A 20,826-nucleotide genomic window follows, 5' to 3' on the forward strand; every position below is an offset into this window, starting at 1 on the left:
AGTGTCGCGCCGTTCTGAATGCCACCGAGACAGTCGCCATGGCCCGCAAAAAAGCCTCCATCGATTTCGAACAATCCCTCGCCGACCTGCAAGCCCTGGTCGAACGCCTGGAGAACGGCGAACTGTCGCTGGAAGAGTCGCTGGCCGCCTTCGAACAGGGCATCGCCCTGACCCGCGATTGCCAGGGTGCCCTGGCCCAGGCCGAGCAGAAGGTGCAGATCCTGCTGGAGCGTGACGGCGAGCTGGCCGCCCAGCCGTTCGACGCGGAGCCCGAGGCATGATCGCCCAGTACCAGCAAAGCGCCCAGGCACGGGTCGACGCCGCTCTCGAACCCCTGTTCCTGGCCCCGTCGAAAGAGTTTGAACGCCTCTACGCCGCCATGCGCTACAGCGTGATGAACGGTGGCAAGCGCGTGCGCCCGCTGCTGGCCTATGCCGCCTGCGAAGCCTTCGGCGTGCCAGCCGAGCATGCCAACGGCGCCGCCTGCGCGGTGGAACTGATCCACGCCTACTCGCTGGTACATGACGACTTGCCGGCGATGGACGACGACGACCTGCGTCGCGGCCAGCCCACCACCCACAAGGCGTTCGACGAAGCCTGCGCGATCCTCGCCGGCGACGGCCTGCAGAGCCTGGCCTTCAGCGCCCTGCTCGACCCACGCCTGAGCCCGCAAGCCGACGCCATCCGCCTGCAGATGGTCCAGGCCCTGGCCAAGGCCGCCGGCCCCGCGGGCATGGTCGGTGGCCAGGCCATCGACCTGGGCTCGGTGGGCGTCAAGCTCGACCAGCAAGCGCTGGAGTACATGCACCGGCACAAGACCGGCGCGCTGATCGAAGCCAGCGTGCGCCTCGGCGCCCTGGCCAGCGCCCGCGCCGGGCAGGCCCAGCTCGATGCCCTGCAGACTTATGCACAGGCCATCGGCCTGGCGTTCCAGGTGCAGGACGACATTCTCGACGTGGAGAGTGACACCGCCACCTTGGGCAAGCGCCAGGGCGCCGACATCGCCCGCGACAAGCCGACCTACCCGGCGCTGCTCGGGCTGGAGGCGGCCAAGGCCTATGCCCTGGAACTGCGTGACCAGGCGCTGGCCGCGCTGCAAGGCTTTGACCAGAACGCCGAGCCGTTGCGTGCGCTGGCCCGCTACATCGTCGAGCGCCGCCACTAAGACCTGAGATAGACCCTGTAGGAGCGGCCTTGTGTCGCGAAAGGGGTGCGCAGCAGCCCCGGGATTTCAGCGTTGACGCAAAGATTGCCGGGGCCGCTTTGCGGCCCTTTCGCGACACAAGGCCGCTCCTACAGGATCTCTGCCGCACTGGTGGTCCTCATACACCCGTCCGAATGGGCAGCTTTTCCTACAATGGGGTAAACTGCCGCGTCTTCACACCTATAACGACACGCCTGATGCCCACGACGTTTCAAGAGATCCCCCGCGAACGCCCGGTCACGCCTTTGCTGGACCGCGCCGACACGCCAGCCGGCCTGCGCCGCCTGGCCGAAGCCGACCTGGAGACCCTGGCCGACGAGCTGCGCCAGGACCTGCTCTATACCGTGGGGCAGACCGGTGGGCATTTTGGTGCGGGCCTGGGCGTCATCGAGCTGACGATCGCCCTGCACTACGTCTTCGACACCCCGGATGACCGGCTGGTGTGGGACGTCGGTCACCAGGCCTACCCGCACAAGATCCTCACCGGCCGCCGCGAGCGCATGCTCAGCCTGCGCCAGAAGGACGGCATCGCCGCCTTCCCGCGCCGCAGCGAGAGCGAATACGACACCTTCGGCGTCGGTCACTCCAGCACCTCGATCAGCGCCGCGCTGGGCATGGCCATCGCCGCCCGCCTGCAGAACGATCCGCGCAAGTCGATCGCCGTGATCGGCGACGGCGCGCTGACCGCCGGCATGGCCTTCGAGGCGCTGAACCACGCGCAGGAAGTGGATGCCGACATGCTGGTCATCCTCAACGACAACGACATGTCGATCTCGCGCAACGTCGGCGGCCTGTCCAACTACCTGGCCAAGATCCTCTCCAGCCGCACCTACGCCAGCATGCGCGAAGGCAGCAAGAAAGTGCTGTCGCGCCTGCCCGGCGCCTGGGAGATCGCCCGCCGCACCGAAGAATACGCCAAGGGCATGCTGGTGCCCGGCACCCTGTTCGAGGAGCTGGGCTGGAACTACATCGGCCCGATCGACGGCCACGACCTGCCGACCCTGATCGCCACCCTGCGCAACATGCGCGACCTCAAGGGCCCGCAGTTCCTCCATGTGGTCACCAAGAAGGGCAAGGGCTTCGCCCCGGCCGAGGTCGACCCGATCGGCTACCACGCGATCACCAAGCTGGAGCCGGCCGACAAGCCGGTCGCGCCGAAAAAAGCCAGCGGGCCAAAGTACGCCTCGGTGTTCGGCCAGTGGCTGTGCGACATGGCCGCCGCCGACAACCGCCTGGTGGGCATCACCCCGGCGATGAAGGAAGGCTCGGACCTGATCGACTTCAGCGAACGCTACCCGGAGCGCTACTTCGACGTCGCCATCGCCGAGCAGCACGCGGTGACCCTGGCCGCGGGCATGGCCTGCGAGGGCGCCAAGCCGGTGGTGGCGATCTACTCCACCTTCCTGCAGCGCGCCTATGACCAACTGATCCATGACGTGGCGGTGCAGGACCTCGATGTGCTGTTCGCCATCGACCGCGCCGGCCTGGTCGGCGAGGACGGTCCGACTCACGCCGGCGCCTACGACCTGTCCTACCTGCGCTGTATCCCCGGCATGCTGGTGATGACCCCCAGCGACGAGAACGAGCTGCGCAAGATGCTCAGCACCGGCCACCACTACAAGGGCCCGGCTGCCGTGCGCTACCCGCGCGGCACCGGCCCGAATGCACCGATCAGCGGCGACCTCGAGCCGCTGGAGATCGGCAAGGGCGTGGTCCGTCGCCAGGGCGGCAAGGTCGCCCTGCTGGTGTTCGGCGTGCAACTGACCGAGGCTCTGCAGGTGGCCGAGCAGATCGACGCCACCGTGGTCGACATGCGTTTCGTCAAGCCGCTGGACGAGGCCCTGGTGCTGGAGATGGCCGCCAGCCATGAGTTGCTGGTGACCATCGAGGAAAACGCCATCATGGGCGGCGCCGGCGCCGCCGTCGGCGAGTTCCTGGCCCGCGAGGGCGTGGTCAAGCCGCTGCTGCACCTGGGCCTGCCGGATATCTATGTCGAGCATGCCAAGCCTGCGCAGATGCTGGCTGAGTGCGGGCTGGATGCGGCCGGTATCGAAGCCTCCGTCAAAGCCCGGATGGCCAAACTCGGCCTCTAGGGGCCTTTCGCGGGTAAACCCGCTCCCACAGGGACTGCACAGCGTTCAAGGTCTGTGCAGATCCTGTGGGAGCGGGTTTACCCGCGAATGCGATGGAACTGCCCATGAAAAAATCCGCCTGTGCCGCACTCCTTTGCGCCCCTACATTCCTGCTGGCCGCCGAACGCGATGACGCCCTCAAGCTCCCCGACGTACTGATCAGCGCCAGCCGCCAGGTCGAGTCGCGCAGCGCCACCAGCGCCGCCAACACGGTGTTCACACGCGCCGACATCGACCGCCTGCAGCCCAGCGGCGTCACCGACCTGCTCGCCCGCGTCCCCGGTGTACAGGTCGCGCCCACCGGCGGGCGCGGCAGCCTGCCCGGCATCTTCATCCGCGGCACCAAGGCCGCCCAGACCCTGGTATTGGTCGACGGCGTGCGCATCGCCAACGCCACCTCCGGCGACAGCGCCCTGCAGTTCCTCGGCATCGACCAGATCGAACGTGTGGAAGTGCTGCGCGGCTCGCGCTCGGCGGTCTACGGCAGCGACGCCATTGGCGGGGTGATCCAGATCTTCACCCGTCGCGGCAGCGCCCAGGGCCTGCAACCGCGCCTGCGCCTGGCCGCCGGCAGCAATCAGACCTGGCAACGCAGCCTGGGGTTGTCGGGCGGCGATGACGCGACCCGCTTCAACCTCGGCGCCAGCCTGGACGAAACCGCCGGCATCGATTCGACCGGACCGTCGTATGCCAGCGATGGCGACCATGACGCCTATCGCAACCGCTCGATCAACCTGAGCCTGAGCCACACCTTCAACGAACGCTTCGAAGCCGGGCTGAACCTGCTCGACAGCCGTGGGCGTCGTGAGTTCGACGAACCTCGTGGCGCCAGCCCGCAGATGCCCTACTCGAACTTCGCCGTCAGCAGCCTGGGCAGCTACCTTGACGCCCAACTGGCCGAGCAGTGGCACTCCCGACTGGAAGTGGCCCACAGTGAGAACCGCGATGACAGCCGCGACAAGCTCACGCACAAGAGCTCACCGTTCAACACCTACCGCGACCAGGTCACCTGGCAGAACGATCTGACCCTGAATGACTACAACAGCCTATTGCTGGGTGGCGAGTGGTACGAGGACCGGGTACACGCGAGCACCGACTTCAACGAGGACAGCCGCTGGAACCGCGCAGCCTTCGCCCAGCACAGGTTCCAGGGCGAGCACTTCTCGACCGAGCTTGGCGTGCGCCACGACAAGAACCAGCAGTTCGGCGGTCAGACCACCTGGAGCGGCAGCCTGACGCTGCCGTTGAACGCCCGCAATGACCTGCTGCTGTCCTACAGCGAGGGCTTCCGTGCCCCGACATTCAACGACCTCTACTACCCGGGGTTCAGCAACCCTGGCCTCAAGCCGGAGCACTCGAAGTCCTATGAAGTGCAATGGCGCAGCCAACTGACCGACAGCAGCCGCCTGGAAACCTCGCTCTATCGCACCAACTTGCGAGACGCCATCAGTTACGACGTAGAGGCCAACAACATGGGCAACGTTGCCCAAGCCCGCATCAATGGCTTCGAGATGGCGTTGGAGCAGCAATGGGGGGGTTGGAAATCGCAGTTGGGATTGGCATTGATCGACCCGCGCGACCAGAAAAGTGGCCACACACTCGCACGTCGTGCGCGGCGCACCCTGAGCCTGGATATCGATCGTCAATTCGACCGCCTCAATGTCGGTGCCAGTTGGCAGGCAGTCAGCGGCAGCTACAACGACGAAACCAACAATGCCCCCATCGGTGGTTATGGGCTGCTGGGCATTCGCGGCGGCTGGGCGGCCACCCGTGAACTGAAGGTCGACCTGAAGCTCGATAACCTGTTGGACAAGGGTTACAGCCGCACCCTGTACAACCATCAGGGGACTAACCACGGCTACCGCGAAGAAGGCCGCACCTGGCTGCTGAGCCTTACCTGGACACCGACCCTCTAGCCTCCAGCAGCGCGCACAACCGGGCAGTGGCCTCGATCATCTGCCCGCTGGGCCGCTCCAGGCCTTTATCCGGCACCACCAGCAAGCGCTCCCCCTTCACGGCGCTCAACTGCGGCCAGCTACGCCAGCTGGCCAGCTGCGCCGTGTCGCCCGCCAGGATCACCTCGGGATCGCGCAGCAGCACCGACTCCACGCTGACCTGCGGCGCAGGCTGGGTCAGGTCGTCGAACACATTGCGCGCCCCACAGACGCGCAAGGCATCACTGACCACCTGGCGTCCGCCCAAGGTGTACAGCGGCTTGTCCCAAACCTGATAGAACACCCTCAGCGGCGTGTCACGCCGGTAGCGCTGCGTGAGCGCCTGCAGTCGCTCACGCAGGCCGGCGGCATAGGCGCGACCCTGCTCGTCACGCCCGAGGCGCCGGGCGATGGCTTCGATCTGCTCGATCAACTGGTCGAGGTCGCCGGGCTCGCCACTGAACGTGGCGATGCCCAAGCGCCTGAGCTGGTCGCGCTGGGCAGGTGCCACGCTGCCGGGCCAGAGCAGCAGCAGGTCAGGCTTGAGGCTGAGCAGGCGCTCCATGTCCAGCTGGCCATGGCGCCCGACCGAGGGCAGGTCCTGAAGACTCGGCGGACGCTCGCCTGCGTCCAGCAGGCCCACCAACAAGTCGCCGGCCTCCAGCTCAACAACGATCTCGGTCATCGACGGCGCCAGGCTGACCACCCGCGGCCCGGCCTCGGCCAGGGTGCCGATGCACGCCAGCGCGAGGAAGGCGAGAAGCGCCCGCATCAGCCGAGCTGACGCGGAATACGATAGAGGTACAGCACCACCACGGTAGACAGGGCAAGGAGGATCTGCGGCACCGCCTCCAGCCCGACCAGCACCGAAAGCGCCGCGACCCAGGCCGGGAAACAGGCGAACAGCATGGCCAGGCGTCGAACCCGGGCCAGCTCGATCCAGGCGCCGGGCTCTTCAGTCGTGCCCAGCTGCTTGTCAGTGGCGATCAACGCCCGCTTGTAGGCGCTGAAACGCGGCAGGCTGAGGAACATGGTCGCGGCCCCGGCAATGAACAACGGCATGGCCAGCACCGGGATCAGCGGCTCACCGCCGCCGAACGCCCAGGCCATTATCGGCAACGGCAACAGGCCCATGGCCAGGTACTGCCACCAGGCCAGGGCCAGCCGACGTTTCACCTCGCCACGGGTCACGCCTGGGGCACCTCGCCCTGTTGCTTGTTGCCCATCATGTGGCCGAGCTTGTCAGCCTTGGTGGCCAGGTACAGGCGGTTGTGCGGGTTGTGGCCGGTGTGCAGCGGCACACGCTCGGCGACCTTGATGCTCATGTCGGTCAGGGCCTTGACCTTGCGTGGGTTGTTGGTCATCAGGCGCAGCGATTTCACACCCAGGTGCTCGAGCATCGGCAGGCACATGGCGTAGTCGCGCTGGTCGGCGGCGAAGCCCAGGCGCTCGTTGGCCTCGACGGTGTCGGCGCCGCCATCCTGCAGCTCATAGGCGCGAATCTTGTTCAGCAGGCCGATGCCACGGCCTTCCTGGCGCAGGTACAGCAGTACGCCACGGCCTTCGCGGGCGATGGCCTGCAGCGCGGCTTCGAGTTGCGAGCCGCAGTCGCAGCGCTGGCTGAACAGCGCATCGCCGGTCAGGCACTCGGAGTGCAGGCGCCCCAACACCGGCTCGCCGTCCGCGATGTCACCCAGGCTGAGCACCACGTGCTCGCGGCCAGTGGCTTCGTCGAGAAAGCCATGCATGGTGAAGATCGCAAAGGGAGTCGGGAGTTTAGAGGCGGCAACAAAGACGACGGGCACGTTGTGCTCCTGGGTAGTAGGATTTTTCAGATCGGCCGATTGTATCAGCAGCCCGGCGCACGTGCGCAGGAGGAATATGGTGGCTTAAGATCGAAAAGTTCGATGCTTATGGAACAAGGACCAAATCCTGTAGGAGCGGCCTTGTGTCGCGAAAGGGCCGCATAGCGGCCCCGGCAATGTCAGCTTGGTGCGCAGATCTGGGGGCGCTTCGCACCCCTTTCGCGACACAAGGCCGCTCCCACAGGGGGACAGTTCCCTGCGCGACAGCGCAGCCCCCAAAGGGCTGGGCGATCTCCTACAAGAACAGCGACATGAGCCTAATGCGGCTGGCTATCCGCCGTGAACGGATACGGCTGCTTCCAACGCTCGAAGATCGGCTTCAACTCACCGCTGCGCACCAGTTGCGCCATGCGCCGGTCGAACAGGTCACGCAAGGCCTCGCCCTGCGCACTGCGGGTGAACGCCAGGTACAACGGCAGCTCGGCGACGTGGGTGCTGCGAAAACGCTGGGGCTCGGGCGCCTGCCCGAGCACGTACTCCACCTCGGTCTGCGCATCGATGTAGAAATCCACCCGGTCATGCTCGAGCATGGGCAGGATGCCTTCGCGGCGCTGGACCTCGCGGAAGTTGTGCACCTTGGGCAGGTAGCTGGCGTAGTCATAGCCGCGCACCCAGGCCAGGCGGTACTGGCCGATAGTGTCCAGCGTGGGCTGCGGCTTGCCGGCCAGGCCAAGGGCGTAGATATGGTCCATGTCGAAATGCCAGCGCGGATAGAGGTTGTCGTCGTTCTCTTCCTTGTAGGAGCCGACCCAGGCATCCGCCTCGCCCCGCTTCACCAGGCCGACCGCGCGGCTGTACGGCGCGCTCAGCACCCTGACCTTGACGCCGGCCGGCTCGAACACCTTGCGCAGCACGTCCCAGGCCAACCCGCTGCCATCGGCGTTGGTGTAGTCGAGCCACTCCTCGCTGACCAGGCGCACCTGCTGCTCCTGCGCCATGACGCCAGGCGCCACCCAGAGCAGCACCCACGCCAGCAACACACTCCTCAAGGCCATCGCAACGCTCCCTGTATCAGGCCACCGCCCACACCAGAACCTGCATGCCCAGCCAGGCGAACACCCCGGCCAGGATATCGTCGAGCATGATCCCGAACCCACCATGCACATGGCGGTCGACCCAGCGGATCGGCCACGGTTTGAGGATGTCGAAGAAGCGGAACATCAGGAACCCCGCCAGCAGCCACTGCCAGCCTTCCGGCACCAGCCACAGGGTGATCCACATGCCGACGATCTCGTCCCAGACAATGCCCTCGTGATCGTGCACGCGCAAGTCGTTGGCCACCTTGCCGCACAGCCACACGCCGAACAGCATGCTGATGCCCAGCAACAGCCAGTAGCCCCAGTCGGGCAGCATCTGCCACAGTGGAATGAACGGCAGCGCCACCAGCGAACCCCAGGTCCCCGGTGCCTTGGGCAGGGTGCCGGAGCCGAAGCCGAAGGCGATGAAGTGCCACGGGTTGCGCCAGACCGAAGGCGGAACGAACTCCGCAGGCACCTGGTTGGGGTGGTCGGTCACGGTGTCTCCCTGAAATGTTGATAGCCCCGTTGCACGGGGGTGATGTCCTGGCCCTGCGGGTCACGCAGGGTCACGCCCTGGCCCTGCAGCACACGCCCGATGACGTGCACCTCGCGGGCCAGGGAGGTCAGTGCGCTTTCCGGCAGGGTGAAGGCCAGCACGTAGTCGTCGCCACCGGTGAGCGCCGCCTGCACTGCCGCCTCGCGCCCCAGGAAAGCCTGTAAAGGAGCAGACACGGGGACCTGCGCCAGGTTCACCTCCAGCGCAACGCCGGACGCCTTGGCGATATGCCCGCAGTCGGCCAGCAGGCCGTCGGAGATATCCAGTGCCGCCGTGGCCAGGCCACGCAGGCGCTCGCCCAGCTGCAGTTGCGGCAAGGGCGACCAGTAGTGCTCCAGCAAGGGACCGGCCACCTCGGCAGCCGCCTCGCGCTCGCCCAGCACCAGCGGCAAGGCCCCCGCCGCGTTGCCCAGGAAACCGCCGACGCACAGCAGGTCGCCCGGCTGCGCGCCGCTACGGCGCAGGGCCTGGCCCGACGGTACCCGGCCGAACACGGTCACGGTAATGCTCAGCGGCCCACGGGTGGTGTCACCGCCGATCAGGGTCATGCGGCAACGGTGGGCCATGCGGCCGAGGCCATCGGCGAAGGCTTCGAGCCAGTCCGGGCCGACTTCGGGCAGGGTCAGGGCGAGGGTGAAGCCGATGGGTGTGGCGCCCATGGCCGCCAGGTCGCTGGCCGCCACGGCGAGCGAGCGCTGGCCCAGCAGCAGCGGGTCGCAGACCGTGGGGAAATGCACACCGGCCACCAGCGTGTCGGTGGAGATCGCCAGTTGCTCGCCGGCGGGCAGGTCCAGCAGGGCGCAGTCGTCGCCGATCCCCAGGGCCACGCCCTCGCCGCCCTGCGCACAGGGCGCGGCGGCGAAGTAGTGACGGATCAGCTCGAACTCACCCATGGCTGGTCAGCGCCGCGATCAGCGCTTGTTCGCCTTGACTTCCGCCTCACGCAGACGCGGAGCCAGCTTGTCCAGCACGCCGTTGACGAACTTGTGGCCGTCGGTGGCGCCGAAGACCTTGGCCAGTTCCACGCCTTCGTTGATGACGACGCGGTACGGCACGTCGACGCGCATCATGAACTCCCAGGTGGACAGGCGCAGCACGGCCAGCTCGACCGGGTCGAGCTCTTCCAGCGGCGTGTCCAGGCAAGGCTTGAGCGCCTCGTCGATCTCGACCTTCTTCGCCGGGACCCCGTGCAGGATCTCGCGGAAGTAGGCGCCGTCGACATCGGAGAAATCGTTATCGACCCGGAACTGCGCTTCCACTTCGTTCAGCGAGTGCTTGGCCATGTGCCACTGGTAGAGCGCTTGCGTGGCGAGCTTGCGGGCTTCGCGACGCTTGGCGCTCTTCGAGGGCTTGCCGGCATCCGCAGGTTTTGGATCGCGCGGGTTGAAACGATCGCTTTCGTCGCTAATCACTTGGCCTCCAACTGCGCCAGCAGACTGACCATTTCCAGGGCCGACAGGGCAGCTTCGGCACCTTTGTTGCCGGCCTTGGTGCCGGAACGCTCGATGGCCTGTTCGATGGAGTCGACGGTCAGGACGCCGAAGGCCACCGGAACACCGAACTCCATGGACACCTGGGCCAGGCCCTTGGTGCACTCGCCCGCCACGTATTCGAAGTGCGGGGTACCGCCACGGATCACTGCGCCCAGGGCGATGATCGCGTCATAAGCACCCTGCTGGGCGACTTTCTGCGCTACCAGCGGGATTTCGAACGCGCCCGGGGCACGAATGATGGTGATGTCGCTTTCGCTGACGCCGTGGCGTACCAGGGCGTCGACTGCACCGCTTACCAGGCTTTCGACGACGAAGCTGTTGAAGCGGCCAACCACCAAAGCATAGCGACCTTTGGGGGCGATGAAGGTACCTTCGATGGTCTTCAGGGTCATTCCGGAGTTCTCATCTTCAAGAGCGAGGCCGCGCTGTGGCGGCCTCGGGAGGGTTTGGACTCGAGTCCAGGGGCGAAAATGCCGCCTCAAGTCACTCGGAGGGCACGTATTCTACAACTTCCAGATCGAATCCGGATATCGCATTGAACTTCATCGGCGAACTCATCAGGCGCATCTTGCGCACACCGAGGTCGCGCAGGATCTGCGAACCGGCACCGACGGTGCTGTAGGTGGTCGGCGCTTTCGCCGGGGCATCGCCCGCGCTTTCGCGGATATGCGCCAGCAGCACGTCGCCGTCCAGCGGGTGGCCCAGCAGCAGCACCACGCCACTGCCGGCCTCGGCCACGGCGCTCATGGCCGCGCGCAGGCTCCAGCGGCCCGGTTGCTTGACCATCAGCAGGTCGCGCAGCGGGTCCATGTTGTGCACGCGCACCAGGGTCGGCTCCTCGGCGCAGATCTTGCCCAGGGTCAGCGCCATGTGCACGTCGCCTTCCACCGCATCGCGGTAGGTGACCAGGTTGAACTGGCCCAGCTCGCTCTCGATCGGCTGCTCGGAGACGCGCTGCACGGTGCGCTCGTGGATCATGCGGTAGTGGATCAGGTCGGCGATGGTGCCGATCTTCAGGCCGTGTTCGGCGGCGAACACTTCCAGCTCGGCGCGGCGCGACATGGTGCCGTCGTCGTTCATCACTTCACAAATCACACCGCTCGGCTCGAAGCCGGCCATGCGCGCCAGGTCGCAGGCGGCCTCGGTATGGCCGGCGCGGGCCAGGGTACCACCAGGCTGGGCCATCAGCGGGAAGATATGACCGGGGCTGACGATGTCCTCGGCCTTGGCGTCCTTGGCGGCGGCGGCCTGCACGGTGCGGGCGCGATCGGCGGCGGAAATGCCGGTGGTGACGCCTTCGGCGGCCTCGATAGACACGGTGAACTTGGTGCCGAAGCCCGAGCCGTTGCGCGGCGCCATCAGCGGCAGCTTGAGCGTTTCGCAGCGCTCACGGGTCATCGGCATGCAGATCAGGCCGCGGGCGTGCTTGGCCATGAAGTTGATGTGCTCGGGCAGGCAGCACTCGGCCGCCATGATGATGTCGCCTTCGTTCTCGCGGTCTTCGTCATCCATGAGGATGACCATTTTGCCCTGGCGGATGTCTTCGACCAGTTCTTCGATGCTGTTGAGCGCCACGCGGCACCCCCTTCTCAATCAGGATTTCAAGAAGCCGTTGGCGGCCAGGAAGCTTTCGGTGATGCCACTGCCTTTGCTCGGCTCAGCGGCCTTGTCGCCCAGCAGCAGACGCTCCAGGTAACGGGCCAGCAGGTCGACCTCAAGGTTCACCCGACGCCCTGCGCGGTAGTCGGCCATGATGGTTTCGGACAGGGTGTGCGGGACGATGGTCAGCTCGAACTCGGCGCCATCGACTTCGTTGACCGTCAGGCTGGTGCCGTCGACGGTGATCGAGCCCTTGTGGGCGATGTACTTGGCCAGCTCCTTGGGCGCACGCACGCGGAACTGGATGGCGCGGGCGCTATCGGCGCGCGAGACGATCTCGCCGACGCCGTCGACGTGGCCGCTGACCAGGTGGCCGCCCAGGCGGGTGGTGGGGGTCAGGGCCTTTTCCAGGTTGACCCGGCTGCCGCTCTTGAGATCGACCATGGCGGTGCGCTTGAGGGTCTCGACGCTGACGTCGGCCCAGAAGCCATCGCCGGGCAGCTCGACGGCGGTCAGGCACACGCCGTTGACCGCGATGCTGTCGCCGAGCTTGACGTCGCCCAGGTCGAGCTTGCCGGTCTCTACGTAGACGCGCACGTCACCGCCCTTGGGGGTGAGGCTGCGGATGGTGCCGATGGATTCGATGATGCCGGTGAACATGGTGTTCTCCTAGATACGGGCTGCGCGAGGCAAGCCTGGCATTATACGCCGGGGGGCGGCAGGGGGATGGCAGTGACTCGCCAGTCATCGCCGACCGCGCGCATTTCGGTGATCTTCAGCCGCGGCGCCTCGCTCATTTTCGACAGCGGCCAGTCCAGCAACGGACGGGCGTCGGAGCCGAGGAAGGTGCCGGCGACGAACAGCTGGTACTCGTCGACCAGACCCTCGCGGGCGAAAGCGCCGACCAGGCCGGCGCCGGCCTCCAGCAGGATTTCGTTGACGCCGCGCCCGGCCAGGGTGCGCAGCAGTGCCGGCAGGTCGACGCGACCCTCGCTGCCGGGCAGATTGATCAGTTCATGACCGGCGGCCGCATAGCGCGGGTCTTCGCCCGCGGCGGTCACCACCAGCGCCGGGCCGGCCTGGAAGAACGGCGCGTCCAGCGGCAGGCGCAGGCGCCCGTCGACCAGCACGCGCAACGGCGGGCGCGACAGGGCCAGGGCGGTGAGCGAGTCATCCAGGCCCAGTTCCTCGCCACGCACGGTCATGCGGGCGTTGTCGAACAGCACGCTCTCGGCGCTGGTCAGTACCACGCTGGAACGGGCGCGCAGGCGCTGCACCGCGGCACGCGCCGCAGGGCCGGTGATCCACTGGCTTTCGCCGCTGGCCATGGCGGTGCGGCCGTCCAGGCTCATGGCCAGCTTGGCGCGCACGAACGGCAGGCCTTGCTCCATGCGTTTGAGGAACCCGGGATTGAGCGCGCGGGCCTCGACCTCGAGCACGCCGCTGGCGACTTCGATGCCGGCCTCGCGCAGGCGCTGCAAGCCGTTGCCGGCCACTTGCGGATTGGGATCCTGCATGGCCGCCACCACCCGCGCCACCCCGGCCTTGACCAGTGCCTCGGCGCACGGCGGCGTGCGGCCATGGTGGCTGCAGGGTTCGAGGGTGACGTAGGCACAGGCGCCACGGGCACGCTCGCCGGCCTGGCGCAGGGCATGGACCTCGGCGTGCGGCTCGCCGGCACGCACATGCCAGCCTTCGCCGACCACCTCGCCGTCACGCACGATCACGCAACCCACGCGGGGGTTGGGGTGGGTGCTGTACAGGCCCTTGCGGGCCAGTTCCACGGCGCGGGCCATGTAGTGGGCGTCGAGAATGGCTTGGCTGGACATGCTTACTCTTTAGCCGGCTCGCGGGCCAGTCGGTCGATTTCTTCGCGGAATTCGTCGAGGTCCTGGAACCGCCGGTAGACCGAGGCGAAACGGATATAGGCCACCTCGTCGAGCTTGCGCAGCTCGGCCATCACCATCTCACCGACCACCAGCGACTTCACTTCACGCTCGCCGGTAGCGCGCAGACGACTCTTGATATGCGCCAGCGCCGCTTCCAGTCGCTCAACGCTGACCGGGCGCTTTTCCAGCGCGCGCTGCATGCCGGCACGCAGCTTGTCTTCATCGAAGGGTTGGCGCGTGCCGTCCTGCTTGATCAGCCGGGGCAGGACCAGCTCGGCGGTCTCGAAGGTGGTGAAACGCTCGCCGCAGGCGACGCATTCGCGCCGGCGACGCACCTGTTCGCCCTCGGCGACCAGACGCGAGTCGATGACCTTGGTGTCGTTGGCACCGCAAAACGGACAGTGCATGGTGGCAGGCAACAAAAAAAGGGAGGGCCATGGTAGCGCATTGCACTGGCAAGACAAGCCAAAGGGTTTACCATCCATGCAAATCTGCGCGTGAAGGACTACCCCATGCACCCTCGAGCACTCGTCGTGCTGTGTTGCGCCGCCCTGCTCGCCGCCTGCGGCAGCGACCGCCCCAAGCCGGAACAGGCCCAGGCCCCGGTACCGGCCAAGGTGGCGAAGAAAACCGAACCCCTGGGCCCGCTGCCGGCCTACCAGCGCGAGCTGAGCGGCACCCTGCTGGAAATCCCGGCAGGCGCCGACGTGGAACTGGCCCTGCTGGTGGTCGACGAGCGCGGCCGGCCACAGCAACTGCTGGCCAGCAGTACCCTGAGCGGTACCGGCCAGGCCCTGCCCTATCGCCTGCGTTTCAATCCCGAAGCCTTCCCCGCCGGGGCCCGGGTCGAACTGCGCGGCCGCGCCAGCCGCTCCGGCCAGCTGATCCTGCACCTGCCGCCGGTTCGCATCGCCCAGGCCCAGACCCAGGCCACCGGCCCGCTGCGTTTCGAAAAGGCACCGTAGATGGCCCCGCCAGCCCTGCAACAGGCCCTGAGCGGCCTGATCGGCGAAGCGCGGATGATCGTCAGCGAGCTGCCCGGGTGCGACCTGAAACTCTGGTTGATCGACGAGCAGAACATGGACCGCGAGTTCAGCAGCGAGGAAACCCGGCGCATTCTCGAGGAGCCGCCCTACTGGAGCTTCTGCTGGGCCAGCGGCCTGGCCATGGCGCGCTACCTGGCCGAGCACCCGCAATGGGTGCGCGGCAAGCGCGTGCTGGATTTCGGCGCCGGCTCCGGCATTGCCGGGATCGCCGCCGCCCGGGCCGGCGCCCTGGAGGTGGTGGCCTGCGACCTCGATCCGCTGGCCCTGGACGCCTGCCGTGCCAACGCCGCGCTGAACGGTGTGACGCTGAGCTACAGCAGCGACTTCTTCGCCGAGGCCGACCGCTTCGACCTGATCCTGGTCGCCGATGTGCTCTACGACCGCGCCAACCTGCCGCTGCTGGACGAATTCCTCAGCCGTGGCCGCCAGGCACTGGTGGCCGACTCGCGGGTGCGCGACTTCAGCCACCCGCTGTACCGCCCGCTCGGCGTGCTCGAGGCGCTGACCCTGCCGGATCTGGCCGAGCCGCACGAATTCCGCCGGGTCAGCCTGTACCATGCCAGCCGCGAGCCCTTATAGTGGGGGTATTCACGGATTTGCGAGAGTTGCGATGAGCCAAGCTCCTGATAACAAAGATGTGCCGTACATCTTCGATGCCACCGATGCCACCTTCCAGCAACTGGTCATCGAGAACTCCTTCCACAAGCCGGTGCTGGTCGACTTCTGGGCCGAGTGGTGCGCGCCGTGCAAGGCGCTGATGCCGCTGCTGGCCAAAATTACCGAGGGTTATCAGGGCGAACTGCTGCTGGCCAAGATCAACTGTGACGTCGAGCAGCAGGTCGTCGCCCAGTTCGGCATCCGTAGCCTGCCGACCGTGGTGCTGTTCAAGGACGGACAGCCGGTCGACGGTTTTGCCGGCGCCCAGCCCGAGTCGGCCATTCGCGCCATGCTCGAACCCCATGTGCAGATGCCCGCGCCGCCCGCCGCCGCGCCGCTGGAGCAGGCCAAGGCGCTGTTCGCCGAAAGCCGCTTCAGCGAAGCCGAAGCCCTGCTGCAGGTGTTGCTGGGTGAAGACAACAGCAATGCCGAGGCGCTGATCCTCTATGCCCGCTGCCTGGCCGAGCGCGGCGAGCTGGGCGAAGCCCAGGTGGTGCTCGACGCGGTCAAGACCGACGAACACAAGGCCGCCCTGGCCGGCGCCAAGGCCCAGCTGACCTTCCTGCGCCAGGCCGCCAGCCTGCCGGAAGCCGCCGAGCTGAAGAGCCGCCTGGCGCAGAACCCGCAGGACGACGAGGCGGCCTACCAACTGTGCATCCAGCAGTTGGCGCGCCAACAGTACGAGGCCGCGATGGATGGGCTGCTGAAGCTGTTCCAGCGTAACCGCGCCTACGAGAACGGCTTGCCGCAGAAGGCACTGCTGCAGGTGTTCGAACTGCTGGGCAACGCTCACCCGCTGGTCAGCGTTTATCGCCGCAAGCTGTCCGCTGCGCTGTTCTGAGTCTGTTGGGGCTGCTTTGCAGCCCCCTTACCCTACCCAGCGATACACCGGCGCATCCACGCCGCTTTCCACCTTCACCTCACTGCTGTGGCGCAAGCGCACCAGCAGCCGCTTGCCCGCCGCCACGCTCCCGGCCAGCCCTTCCAGGCGTTCCAGCAACTCCGGCCCGCTCATCTGCCCCGCCTGGCGCAACACTTCACGCGCCGCCGCCCACTGCCCGTCATCCTGCCGTGGCCCCGGGCTGTCGGTGACCGGCAGCGCCTCGACAGATGCCGGCACCTCCAGTCGACGCCCCAGCTGCGCCCACTCCTCCGGCGCCAGCTCAACGGTCAGGTCCACCGGCCAGTCACCGATCTGTCCACGAATTCTCACGATAGATTCCTTGCTTTCAGGCTCGATACCGCCATGCTCCCACGAACATGAAACCTGTGCCAGACAGGCTGGCGAGACAAATAAAAATTGTTATAACATCACAAAATCTTTCCCAAGCCGCCTGTGGAGCCGTCCATGCGTCGTCTGTTGCTCGCCCTGCCCTTCGCCCTGCTGCCCCTGGCCGTGGCCCATGCCCACGACGACCACGATCATGACCACGCCCATGGCACCCTCGGCGCCCACGAACATGGCGTGGCCAAGCTCAACGCGGTGCTCGACGGCAACACCCTCGAGCTGGAACTGGACAGCCCGGCGATGAACATCGTCGGCTTCGAGCACATGGCCAGCAGCGATGCCGACAAGGCCAAGGTCGCCGCCGCCCGCCAGCAGCTCGAACAGCCCCTGAAACTATTCGGCGTTGCCCCGCCAGCCGGCTGCAAGGAAGACGCCCAGGAGCTGGAAAGCCCGCTGTTCGGTGACGCCGCCCAGGCCGACGAGGATGGCGACAGCCATGAACACGGTCACTCGCACGCCGACGTCAACGCCCACTATCAACTGACCTGCGCCACACCGGGCAAACTCACCCAGATCGACCTCGGCCCGCTGTTCAAGACCTTCCCGCAGACCCAGAAGGTCAACGTGCAACTGATCGGCCCCAACGGCCAGAAAGGCGTCGAGGCCACCCCCGCCAAGGCCGTGGTCGCGTTCTGAATGAACCAGCCGCTGATCGAACTGCATGACCTGGTGTTCGCCTGGCCCGGCCAGGCGCCACTGCTGGAAATCCCTGCATTTCGCCTGGAGCCGGGCGAGGCGCTGTTCCTCAAGGGCCCCAGCGGCAGCGGCAAGACCACCCTGCTCGGCCTGCTGGGCGGCGTCAACCGCCCCGGGCAAGGCAGCATCCGCCTGCTTGGCCAGGACCTCGCGACCCTGGGCCAGGGCGCGCGCGACCGCTTCCGGGTCGATCACACCGGCTACATCTTCCAGCAGTTCAACCTGCTGCCGTTCCTGTCGGTACGGGAGAATGTCGAGCTGCCCTGCCGCTTCTCGAAGAGCCGCGCAGCCCGCGCCGCCCAGCGCCATGGCAGCATCGACCAGGCCGCCGCCCAACTGCTCGCCCACCTGGGCCTGGACGACCCAGCGCTGCTCGCCCGCCGCGCCGACAGCCTGTCGATCGGCCAGCAGCAGCGAGTCGCCGCGGCACGGGCGCTGATCGGCCAGCCCGAATTGGTGATCGCCGACGAGCCCACCTCGGCCCTCGACGCCGACACCCGCGAGGCCTTCATCCGCCTGCTGTTCGACGAATGCCGCGACGCCGGCGCCAGCCTGCTGTTCGTCAGCCATGACCAGAGCCTGGCGCCGCTGTTCGACCGGCACCTGTCCCTGGCCGAGCTCAACCGCGCCGCCAAGCCCCGGGAGGCCTGATGTACCTGCTTCGCCTTGCCCTGGCCAGCCTGGCCAACCGCCGCTTCACCGCCCTGCTCACCGCGTTCGCCATCGCCCTGTCGGTGTGCCTGCTGCTGGCCGTCGAGCGGGTGCGCACCGAGGCCCGCGCCAGCTTCGCCAGCACCATCAGCGGCACCGACCTGATCGTCGGCGCCCGCTCGGGGTCGGTGAACCTGCTGCTGTACTCGGTGTTCCGCATCGGCAACGCCACCAACAACATTCGCTGGGACAGCTACCAGCACTACGCCAGCGACCCGCGGGTGAAATGGGCGATCCCCATCTCCCTGGGCGACTCGCACCGTGGCTACCGGGTGATGGGCACCACCACCGACTACTTCAGCCATTACCAGTTCGGCCGCCGCCAGCACCTGGCACTCGACCAGGGCCGGGCGTTCGCCGACGATCCGTTCGAGGTAGTGCTCGGCGCAGAAGTGGCCGAGGCGCTGCACTACAAGCTCGGCGACAAGCTGGTGCTGGCGCATGGCGTAGCTGCCATCAGCCTGGTCAAGCATGACGACAAGCCGTTCACCGTGGTCGGCGTGCTCGAGCGCACCGGCACCCCGGTGGACCGCACCCTGCACATCAGCCTGGCCGGCATGGAGGCGATCCATATCGACTGGCACAACGGCGTGCCGGCCCGTGGCGCCGGGCGCATCAGCGCCGAGCAGGCCCGCACCATGGACCTGCAGCCTGCGGCCATCACCGCCTTCATGCTCGGGCTCAACAGCAAGATCGCCACCTTCAGCCTGCAGCGCGAAATCAACGAGTACCGCGCCGAACCGCTGCTGGCGATCCTGCCCGGCGTGGCCCTGCAGGAGCTGTGGAGCCTGATGGGCACGGCGGAGCAGGCGTTGTTCGTGGTATCGCTGTTCGTCGTGCTCACCGGCCTGATCGGCATGCTCACGGCCATTCTCACCAGCCTCAACGAACGCCGCCGGGAAATGGCCATCCTGCGTTCGGTAGGTGCCCGACCCTGGCACATCGCCGGGCTGCTGGTGCTCGAGGCGCTGGCCCTGGCGCTGGCGGGCATCGCCGCCGGGCTGGGGTTGCTGTACGCGGGCATCGCCCTGGCCCAGGGTTATGTGCAGGCCAACTATGGGCTATACCTGCCACTGGCCTGGCCGAGCGCCCACGAGTGGACCTTGCTGGCCATCATCCTCGGCGCGGCGCTGCTGATGGGCAGCGTGCCGGCCTGGCGCGCCTATCGGCAGTCGCTGGCCGATGGTTTGTCGATTCATCTTTAAGAGACAGACATGACTCCAGACCTCACCGCCCTCTTTGCGGGTAAACCCGCTCCCACAGGGATGGCCTCACCTCCTGTGGGAGCGGGTTTACCCGCGAAGAAGGCAACACCGATCATTCAGTACTTGCTGCTCGCGATCATGCTGATGACTTCGCTGCCCCTGTGGGCCGCAGACCCTCGCGAACTGGACTGGCCTGCCCTGATCCCCGAAGGCGCGCCGGTCATCCCGCCACAACTGACGCCCCTGCATGACCTGTCGCAGATCAGCGACGCGCTGTCCGCCGAGGCGGCCCCCGCCGCCCGCCAGCAGGCGCCCAACGCGCCGGTGGTGAAAACCCTGGACGGCCAGCAGGTGAAAATCCCCGGCTACATCGTGCCGCTGGAAGTCAGCGACGAAGGCCGCACCACCGAATTCCTCCTGGTGCCCTACTACGGCGCCTGCATCCATGTGCCGCCGCCGCCGTCGAACCAGATCGTGCATATCTTCAGCGAGATGGGCGTGCGCATCGAAGACCTGTACCAGCCCTACTGGATCGAGGGGACGATGCAGGTCAAGGCCAGCAGCAGCGAGCTCGCCGATGCCGGTTACCAGATGGAAGCAGAGAAAATCTACGCTTATGAGCTGAAGTGAGCACTGCGTCACCCCGATAGCACGGCTTCTTTGAGCTGGGTCAAACTTTCTGTTTAGTCAGCTTCGTACCATTGGACTACTCGATTACTCACGTCCTCTGGGAGCTTCCATGAACAAGTCCTTGCTCGGTGCCTCGCTCGTCGCGTTGGCGCTTGCAGCCCCTGTCGCCCACGCCCACCAGGCGGGGGATTTCATCCTCCGCGCCGGCGCCATCACCACCGCGCCCAACGAGAACAGCGGCGACATCAAGCTTGACGGCGCCAAGGTCTCGGGCACCAAGGCGACCCTGGACAGCGACACCCAGCTGGGCCTGGCCTTCGCCTACATGCTCACCGACCACATCGGCCTCGAGCTGCTGGCCGCCACCCCGTTCCAGCACACTGTCGGCGTCAAGGGTCTCGGCCCTGGCCTGGACGGCAAGCTGGCCGACATCAAGCAGCTGCCACCGACCCTGTCGCTGCAGTACTACCCGATGGCACCGTCCTCGAAGTTCCAGCCGTACGCCGGCGTGGGCATCAACTACACGATGTTCTTCGATGAAGACCTGAGCAGCGCCCGCAAGGCCCAGGGCTTCAGCAACATGAAGCTGAAGGACTCGGTCGGCATCGCCGGCCAGCTGGGCATGGACTACATGCTCACCGACAACCTGCTGCTCAACGCCGCGGTCTGGTACGTCGACATCGACACCAAGGCCAGCATCGATGGCCCGAGCGCCCTGGGCGTCGGCAAGACCAAGGTAGACGTCGATGTCGACCCCTGGGTCTACATGGTCGGCATCGGCTACAAGTTCTGATCCGCAGGCGCGCCTGCTCCCTCTGGAGCGGGCGCGCCACGCATCGTCTCGACACTCCAGAGATACACCCAATAGCCCCAGGCTAGCGCGCTTATTCCCGCCCCCAACC

At 66.8% G+C, this 20,826-nt stretch carries 25 protein-coding genes; 12 read left to right on the plus strand and 13 right to left on the minus strand.

Going from position 1 to position 20,826, the window contains the following annotated elements:
* Positions 1 to 38 precede the first annotated feature (38 nt).
* The 4 genes from DMX06_RS13955 to DMX06_RS13975 all read left to right on the plus strand — a co-directional run bounded on the left by DMX06_RS13955 (position 39) and on the right by DMX06_RS13975 (position 5,252).
* Positions 39 to 281, plus strand: coding sequence for an exodeoxyribonuclease VII small subunit (locus tag DMX06_RS13955; protein WP_011531978.1), 243 nt, complete (start codon positions 39 to 41; stop codon positions 279 to 281).
* The gene (gene ispA / locus DMX06_RS13960; protein WP_110738002.1) at positions 278 to 1,165 is read left to right on the plus strand and encodes a (2E,6E)-farnesyl diphosphate synthase; all 888 of its coding nucleotides are present in this window, start codon (positions 278 to 280) and stop codon (positions 1,163 to 1,165) included. Before DMX06_RS13955 ends, ispA begins: the two co-directional genes overlap by 4 nt.
* Before the next feature lie 236 nt (positions 1,166 to 1,401).
* Positions 1,402 to 3,297, plus strand: coding sequence for a 1-deoxy-D-xylulose-5-phosphate synthase (dxs, locus tag DMX06_RS13965; protein ID WP_110738004.1), 1,896 nt, complete (start codon positions 1,402 to 1,404; stop codon positions 3,295 to 3,297).
* A 104-nt stretch (positions 3,298 to 3,401) separates the two neighbouring features.
* Positions 3,402 to 5,252 carry a TonB-dependent receptor domain-containing protein gene (locus DMX06_RS13975; RefSeq protein ID WP_110738009.1) on the plus strand — a complete coding sequence of 617 codons (1,851 nt, stop codon included), beginning with the start codon at positions 3,402 to 3,404 and terminating at the stop codon, positions 5,250 to 5,252.
* On the opposite strand, the gene DMX06_RS13980 is transcribed toward DMX06_RS13975, so the two are convergent.
* From DMX06_RS13980 to nrdR, 12 genes are all read right to left on the minus strand, one after another.
* Positions 5,230 to 6,042, minus strand: a complete 813-nt coding sequence (locus DMX06_RS13980) for a cobalamin-binding protein (protein WP_110738011.1) — start codon at positions 6,040 to 6,042, stop codon at positions 5,230 to 5,232. The two genes, DMX06_RS13975 and DMX06_RS13980, sit on opposite strands and share 23 nt — an antisense overlap.
* On the minus strand, positions 6,042 to 6,461 hold the full coding sequence (locus DMX06_RS13985; protein ID WP_110738013.1) for an MFS transporter: 420 nt from the start codon (positions 6,459 to 6,461) through the stop codon (positions 6,042 to 6,044). The genes DMX06_RS13980 and DMX06_RS13985 overlap by 1 nt, the downstream gene beginning before the upstream one ends.
* A complete protein-coding gene (ribA, locus tag DMX06_RS13990) occupies positions 6,458 to 7,075 on the minus strand; it encodes a GTP cyclohydrolase II (RefSeq protein ID WP_110738015.1) in 618 nt (205 codons plus the stop codon). The genes DMX06_RS13985 and ribA overlap by 4 nt, the downstream gene beginning before the upstream one ends.
* Before the next feature lie 317 nt (positions 7,076 to 7,392).
* Positions 7,393 to 8,130 (minus strand): substrate-binding periplasmic protein, encoded by a 738-nt coding sequence (locus tag DMX06_RS13995; RefSeq protein ID WP_110738017.1) that lies wholly within the window; start codon positions 8,128 to 8,130, stop codon positions 7,393 to 7,395.
* A 16-nt stretch (positions 8,131 to 8,146) separates the two neighbouring features.
* Complete coding sequence (locus tag DMX06_RS14000; RefSeq protein ID WP_023632630.1) at positions 8,147 to 8,650, minus strand: phosphatidylglycerophosphatase A family protein; 504 nt, start codon at positions 8,648 to 8,650, stop codon at positions 8,147 to 8,149.
* Positions 8,647 to 9,603 (minus strand): thiamine-phosphate kinase, encoded by a 957-nt coding sequence (gene thiL, locus DMX06_RS14005; RefSeq protein WP_110738019.1) that lies wholly within the window; start codon positions 9,601 to 9,603, stop codon positions 8,647 to 8,649. Before thiL ends, DMX06_RS14000 begins: the two co-directional genes overlap by 4 nt.
* Positions 9,604 to 9,621: 18 nt before the next feature.
* Positions 9,622 to 10,122 carry a transcription antitermination factor NusB gene (nusB, locus tag DMX06_RS14010; protein WP_028690278.1) on the minus strand — a complete coding sequence of 167 codons (501 nt, stop codon included), beginning with the start codon at positions 10,120 to 10,122 and terminating at the stop codon, positions 9,622 to 9,624.
* Positions 10,119 to 10,595, minus strand: coding sequence for a 6,7-dimethyl-8-ribityllumazine synthase (ribH, locus tag DMX06_RS14015; RefSeq protein ID WP_003255395.1), 477 nt, complete (start codon positions 10,593 to 10,595; stop codon positions 10,119 to 10,121). Before ribH ends, nusB begins: the two co-directional genes overlap by 4 nt.
* Positions 10,596 to 10,686: 91 nt before the next feature.
* Positions 10,687 to 11,778, minus strand: coding sequence for a bifunctional 3,4-dihydroxy-2-butanone-4-phosphate synthase/GTP cyclohydrolase II (ribBA, locus tag DMX06_RS14020; protein ID WP_050703586.1), 1,092 nt, complete (start codon positions 11,776 to 11,778; stop codon positions 10,687 to 10,689).
* Between the two features lie 18 nt (positions 11,779 to 11,796).
* A complete protein-coding gene (locus tag DMX06_RS14025; protein ID WP_050703585.1) occupies positions 11,797 to 12,462 on the minus strand; it encodes a riboflavin synthase in 666 nt (221 codons plus the stop codon).
* Between the two features lie 41 nt (positions 12,463 to 12,503).
* Positions 12,504 to 13,631, minus strand: a complete 1,128-nt coding sequence (gene ribD / locus DMX06_RS14030; protein ID WP_110738022.1) for a bifunctional diaminohydroxyphosphoribosylaminopyrimidine deaminase/5-amino-6-(5-phosphoribosylamino)uracil reductase RibD — start codon at positions 13,629 to 13,631, stop codon at positions 12,504 to 12,506.
* Between the two features lie 2 nt (positions 13,632 to 13,633).
* Complete coding sequence (gene nrdR / locus DMX06_RS14035; protein ID WP_009685710.1) at positions 13,634 to 14,098, minus strand: transcriptional regulator NrdR; 465 nt, start codon at positions 14,096 to 14,098, stop codon at positions 13,634 to 13,636.
* A gap of 105 nt (positions 14,099 to 14,203) precedes the next feature.
* On the opposite strand from nrdR, the gene DMX06_RS14040 reads away from it, so the two are divergent.
* Genes DMX06_RS14040 through trxA form a run of 3 tightly spaced genes read left to right on the plus strand, consistent with a single transcriptional unit; the run spans position 14,204 to position 16,235 of the window.
* On the plus strand, positions 14,204 to 14,656 hold the full coding sequence (locus DMX06_RS14040; protein ID WP_110738024.1) for a YbaY family lipoprotein: 453 nt from the start codon (positions 14,204 to 14,206) through the stop codon (positions 14,654 to 14,656).
* A complete protein-coding gene (locus DMX06_RS14045; RefSeq protein WP_110738026.1) occupies positions 14,657 to 15,316 on the plus strand; it encodes a class I SAM-dependent methyltransferase in 660 nt (219 codons plus the stop codon).
* 31 nt (positions 15,317 to 15,347) lie between these two features.
* A complete protein-coding gene (gene trxA, locus DMX06_RS14050; protein ID WP_110738029.1) occupies positions 15,348 to 16,235 on the plus strand; it encodes a thioredoxin in 888 nt (295 codons plus the stop codon).
* Between the two features lie 27 nt (positions 16,236 to 16,262).
* Here trxA and DMX06_RS14055 read toward each other — a convergent pair whose 3' ends face one another.
* The gene (locus DMX06_RS14055; RefSeq protein ID WP_110738031.1) at positions 16,263 to 16,607 is read right to left on the minus strand and encodes a hypothetical protein; all 345 of its coding nucleotides are present in this window, start codon (positions 16,605 to 16,607) and stop codon (positions 16,263 to 16,265) included.
* A 135-nt stretch (positions 16,608 to 16,742) separates the two neighbouring features.
* Here DMX06_RS14055 and DMX06_RS14060 point away from each other — a divergent pair, with 135 nt between their 5' ends.
* From DMX06_RS14060 to DMX06_RS14080, 5 genes are all read left to right on the plus strand, one after another.
* On the plus strand, positions 16,743 to 17,318 hold the full coding sequence (locus DMX06_RS14060; protein WP_110738033.1) for a DUF2796 domain-containing protein: 576 nt from the start codon (positions 16,743 to 16,745) through the stop codon (positions 17,316 to 17,318).
* On the plus strand, positions 17,319 to 18,029 hold the full coding sequence (locus DMX06_RS14065; RefSeq protein ID WP_110738035.1) for an ABC transporter ATP-binding protein: 711 nt from the start codon (positions 17,319 to 17,321) through the stop codon (positions 18,027 to 18,029). It begins immediately after the preceding gene.
* A complete protein-coding gene (locus DMX06_RS14070; RefSeq protein WP_110738037.1) occupies positions 18,029 to 19,294 on the plus strand; it encodes an ABC transporter permease in 1,266 nt (421 codons plus the stop codon). The genes DMX06_RS14065 and DMX06_RS14070 overlap by 1 nt, the downstream gene beginning before the upstream one ends.
* A gap of 60 nt (positions 19,295 to 19,354) precedes the next feature.
* Complete coding sequence (locus DMX06_RS14075; protein WP_110738039.1) at positions 19,355 to 19,924, plus strand: DUF3299 domain-containing protein; 570 nt, start codon at positions 19,355 to 19,357, stop codon at positions 19,922 to 19,924.
* Positions 19,925 to 20,033: 109 nt separating this feature from the next.
* On the plus strand, positions 20,034 to 20,717 hold the full coding sequence (locus tag DMX06_RS14080; RefSeq protein ID WP_110738041.1) for an OmpW/AlkL family protein: 684 nt from the start codon (positions 20,034 to 20,036) through the stop codon (positions 20,715 to 20,717).
* Positions 20,718 to 20,826 lie beyond the last annotated feature (109 nt).

Origin of the sequence: Pseudomonas mosselii (assembly GCF_003205295.1) — a bacterium.
In the GTDB taxonomy this organism is placed as follows: domain Bacteria; phylum Pseudomonadota; class Gammaproteobacteria; order Pseudomonadales; family Pseudomonadaceae; genus Aquipseudomonas; species Aquipseudomonas mosselii_B.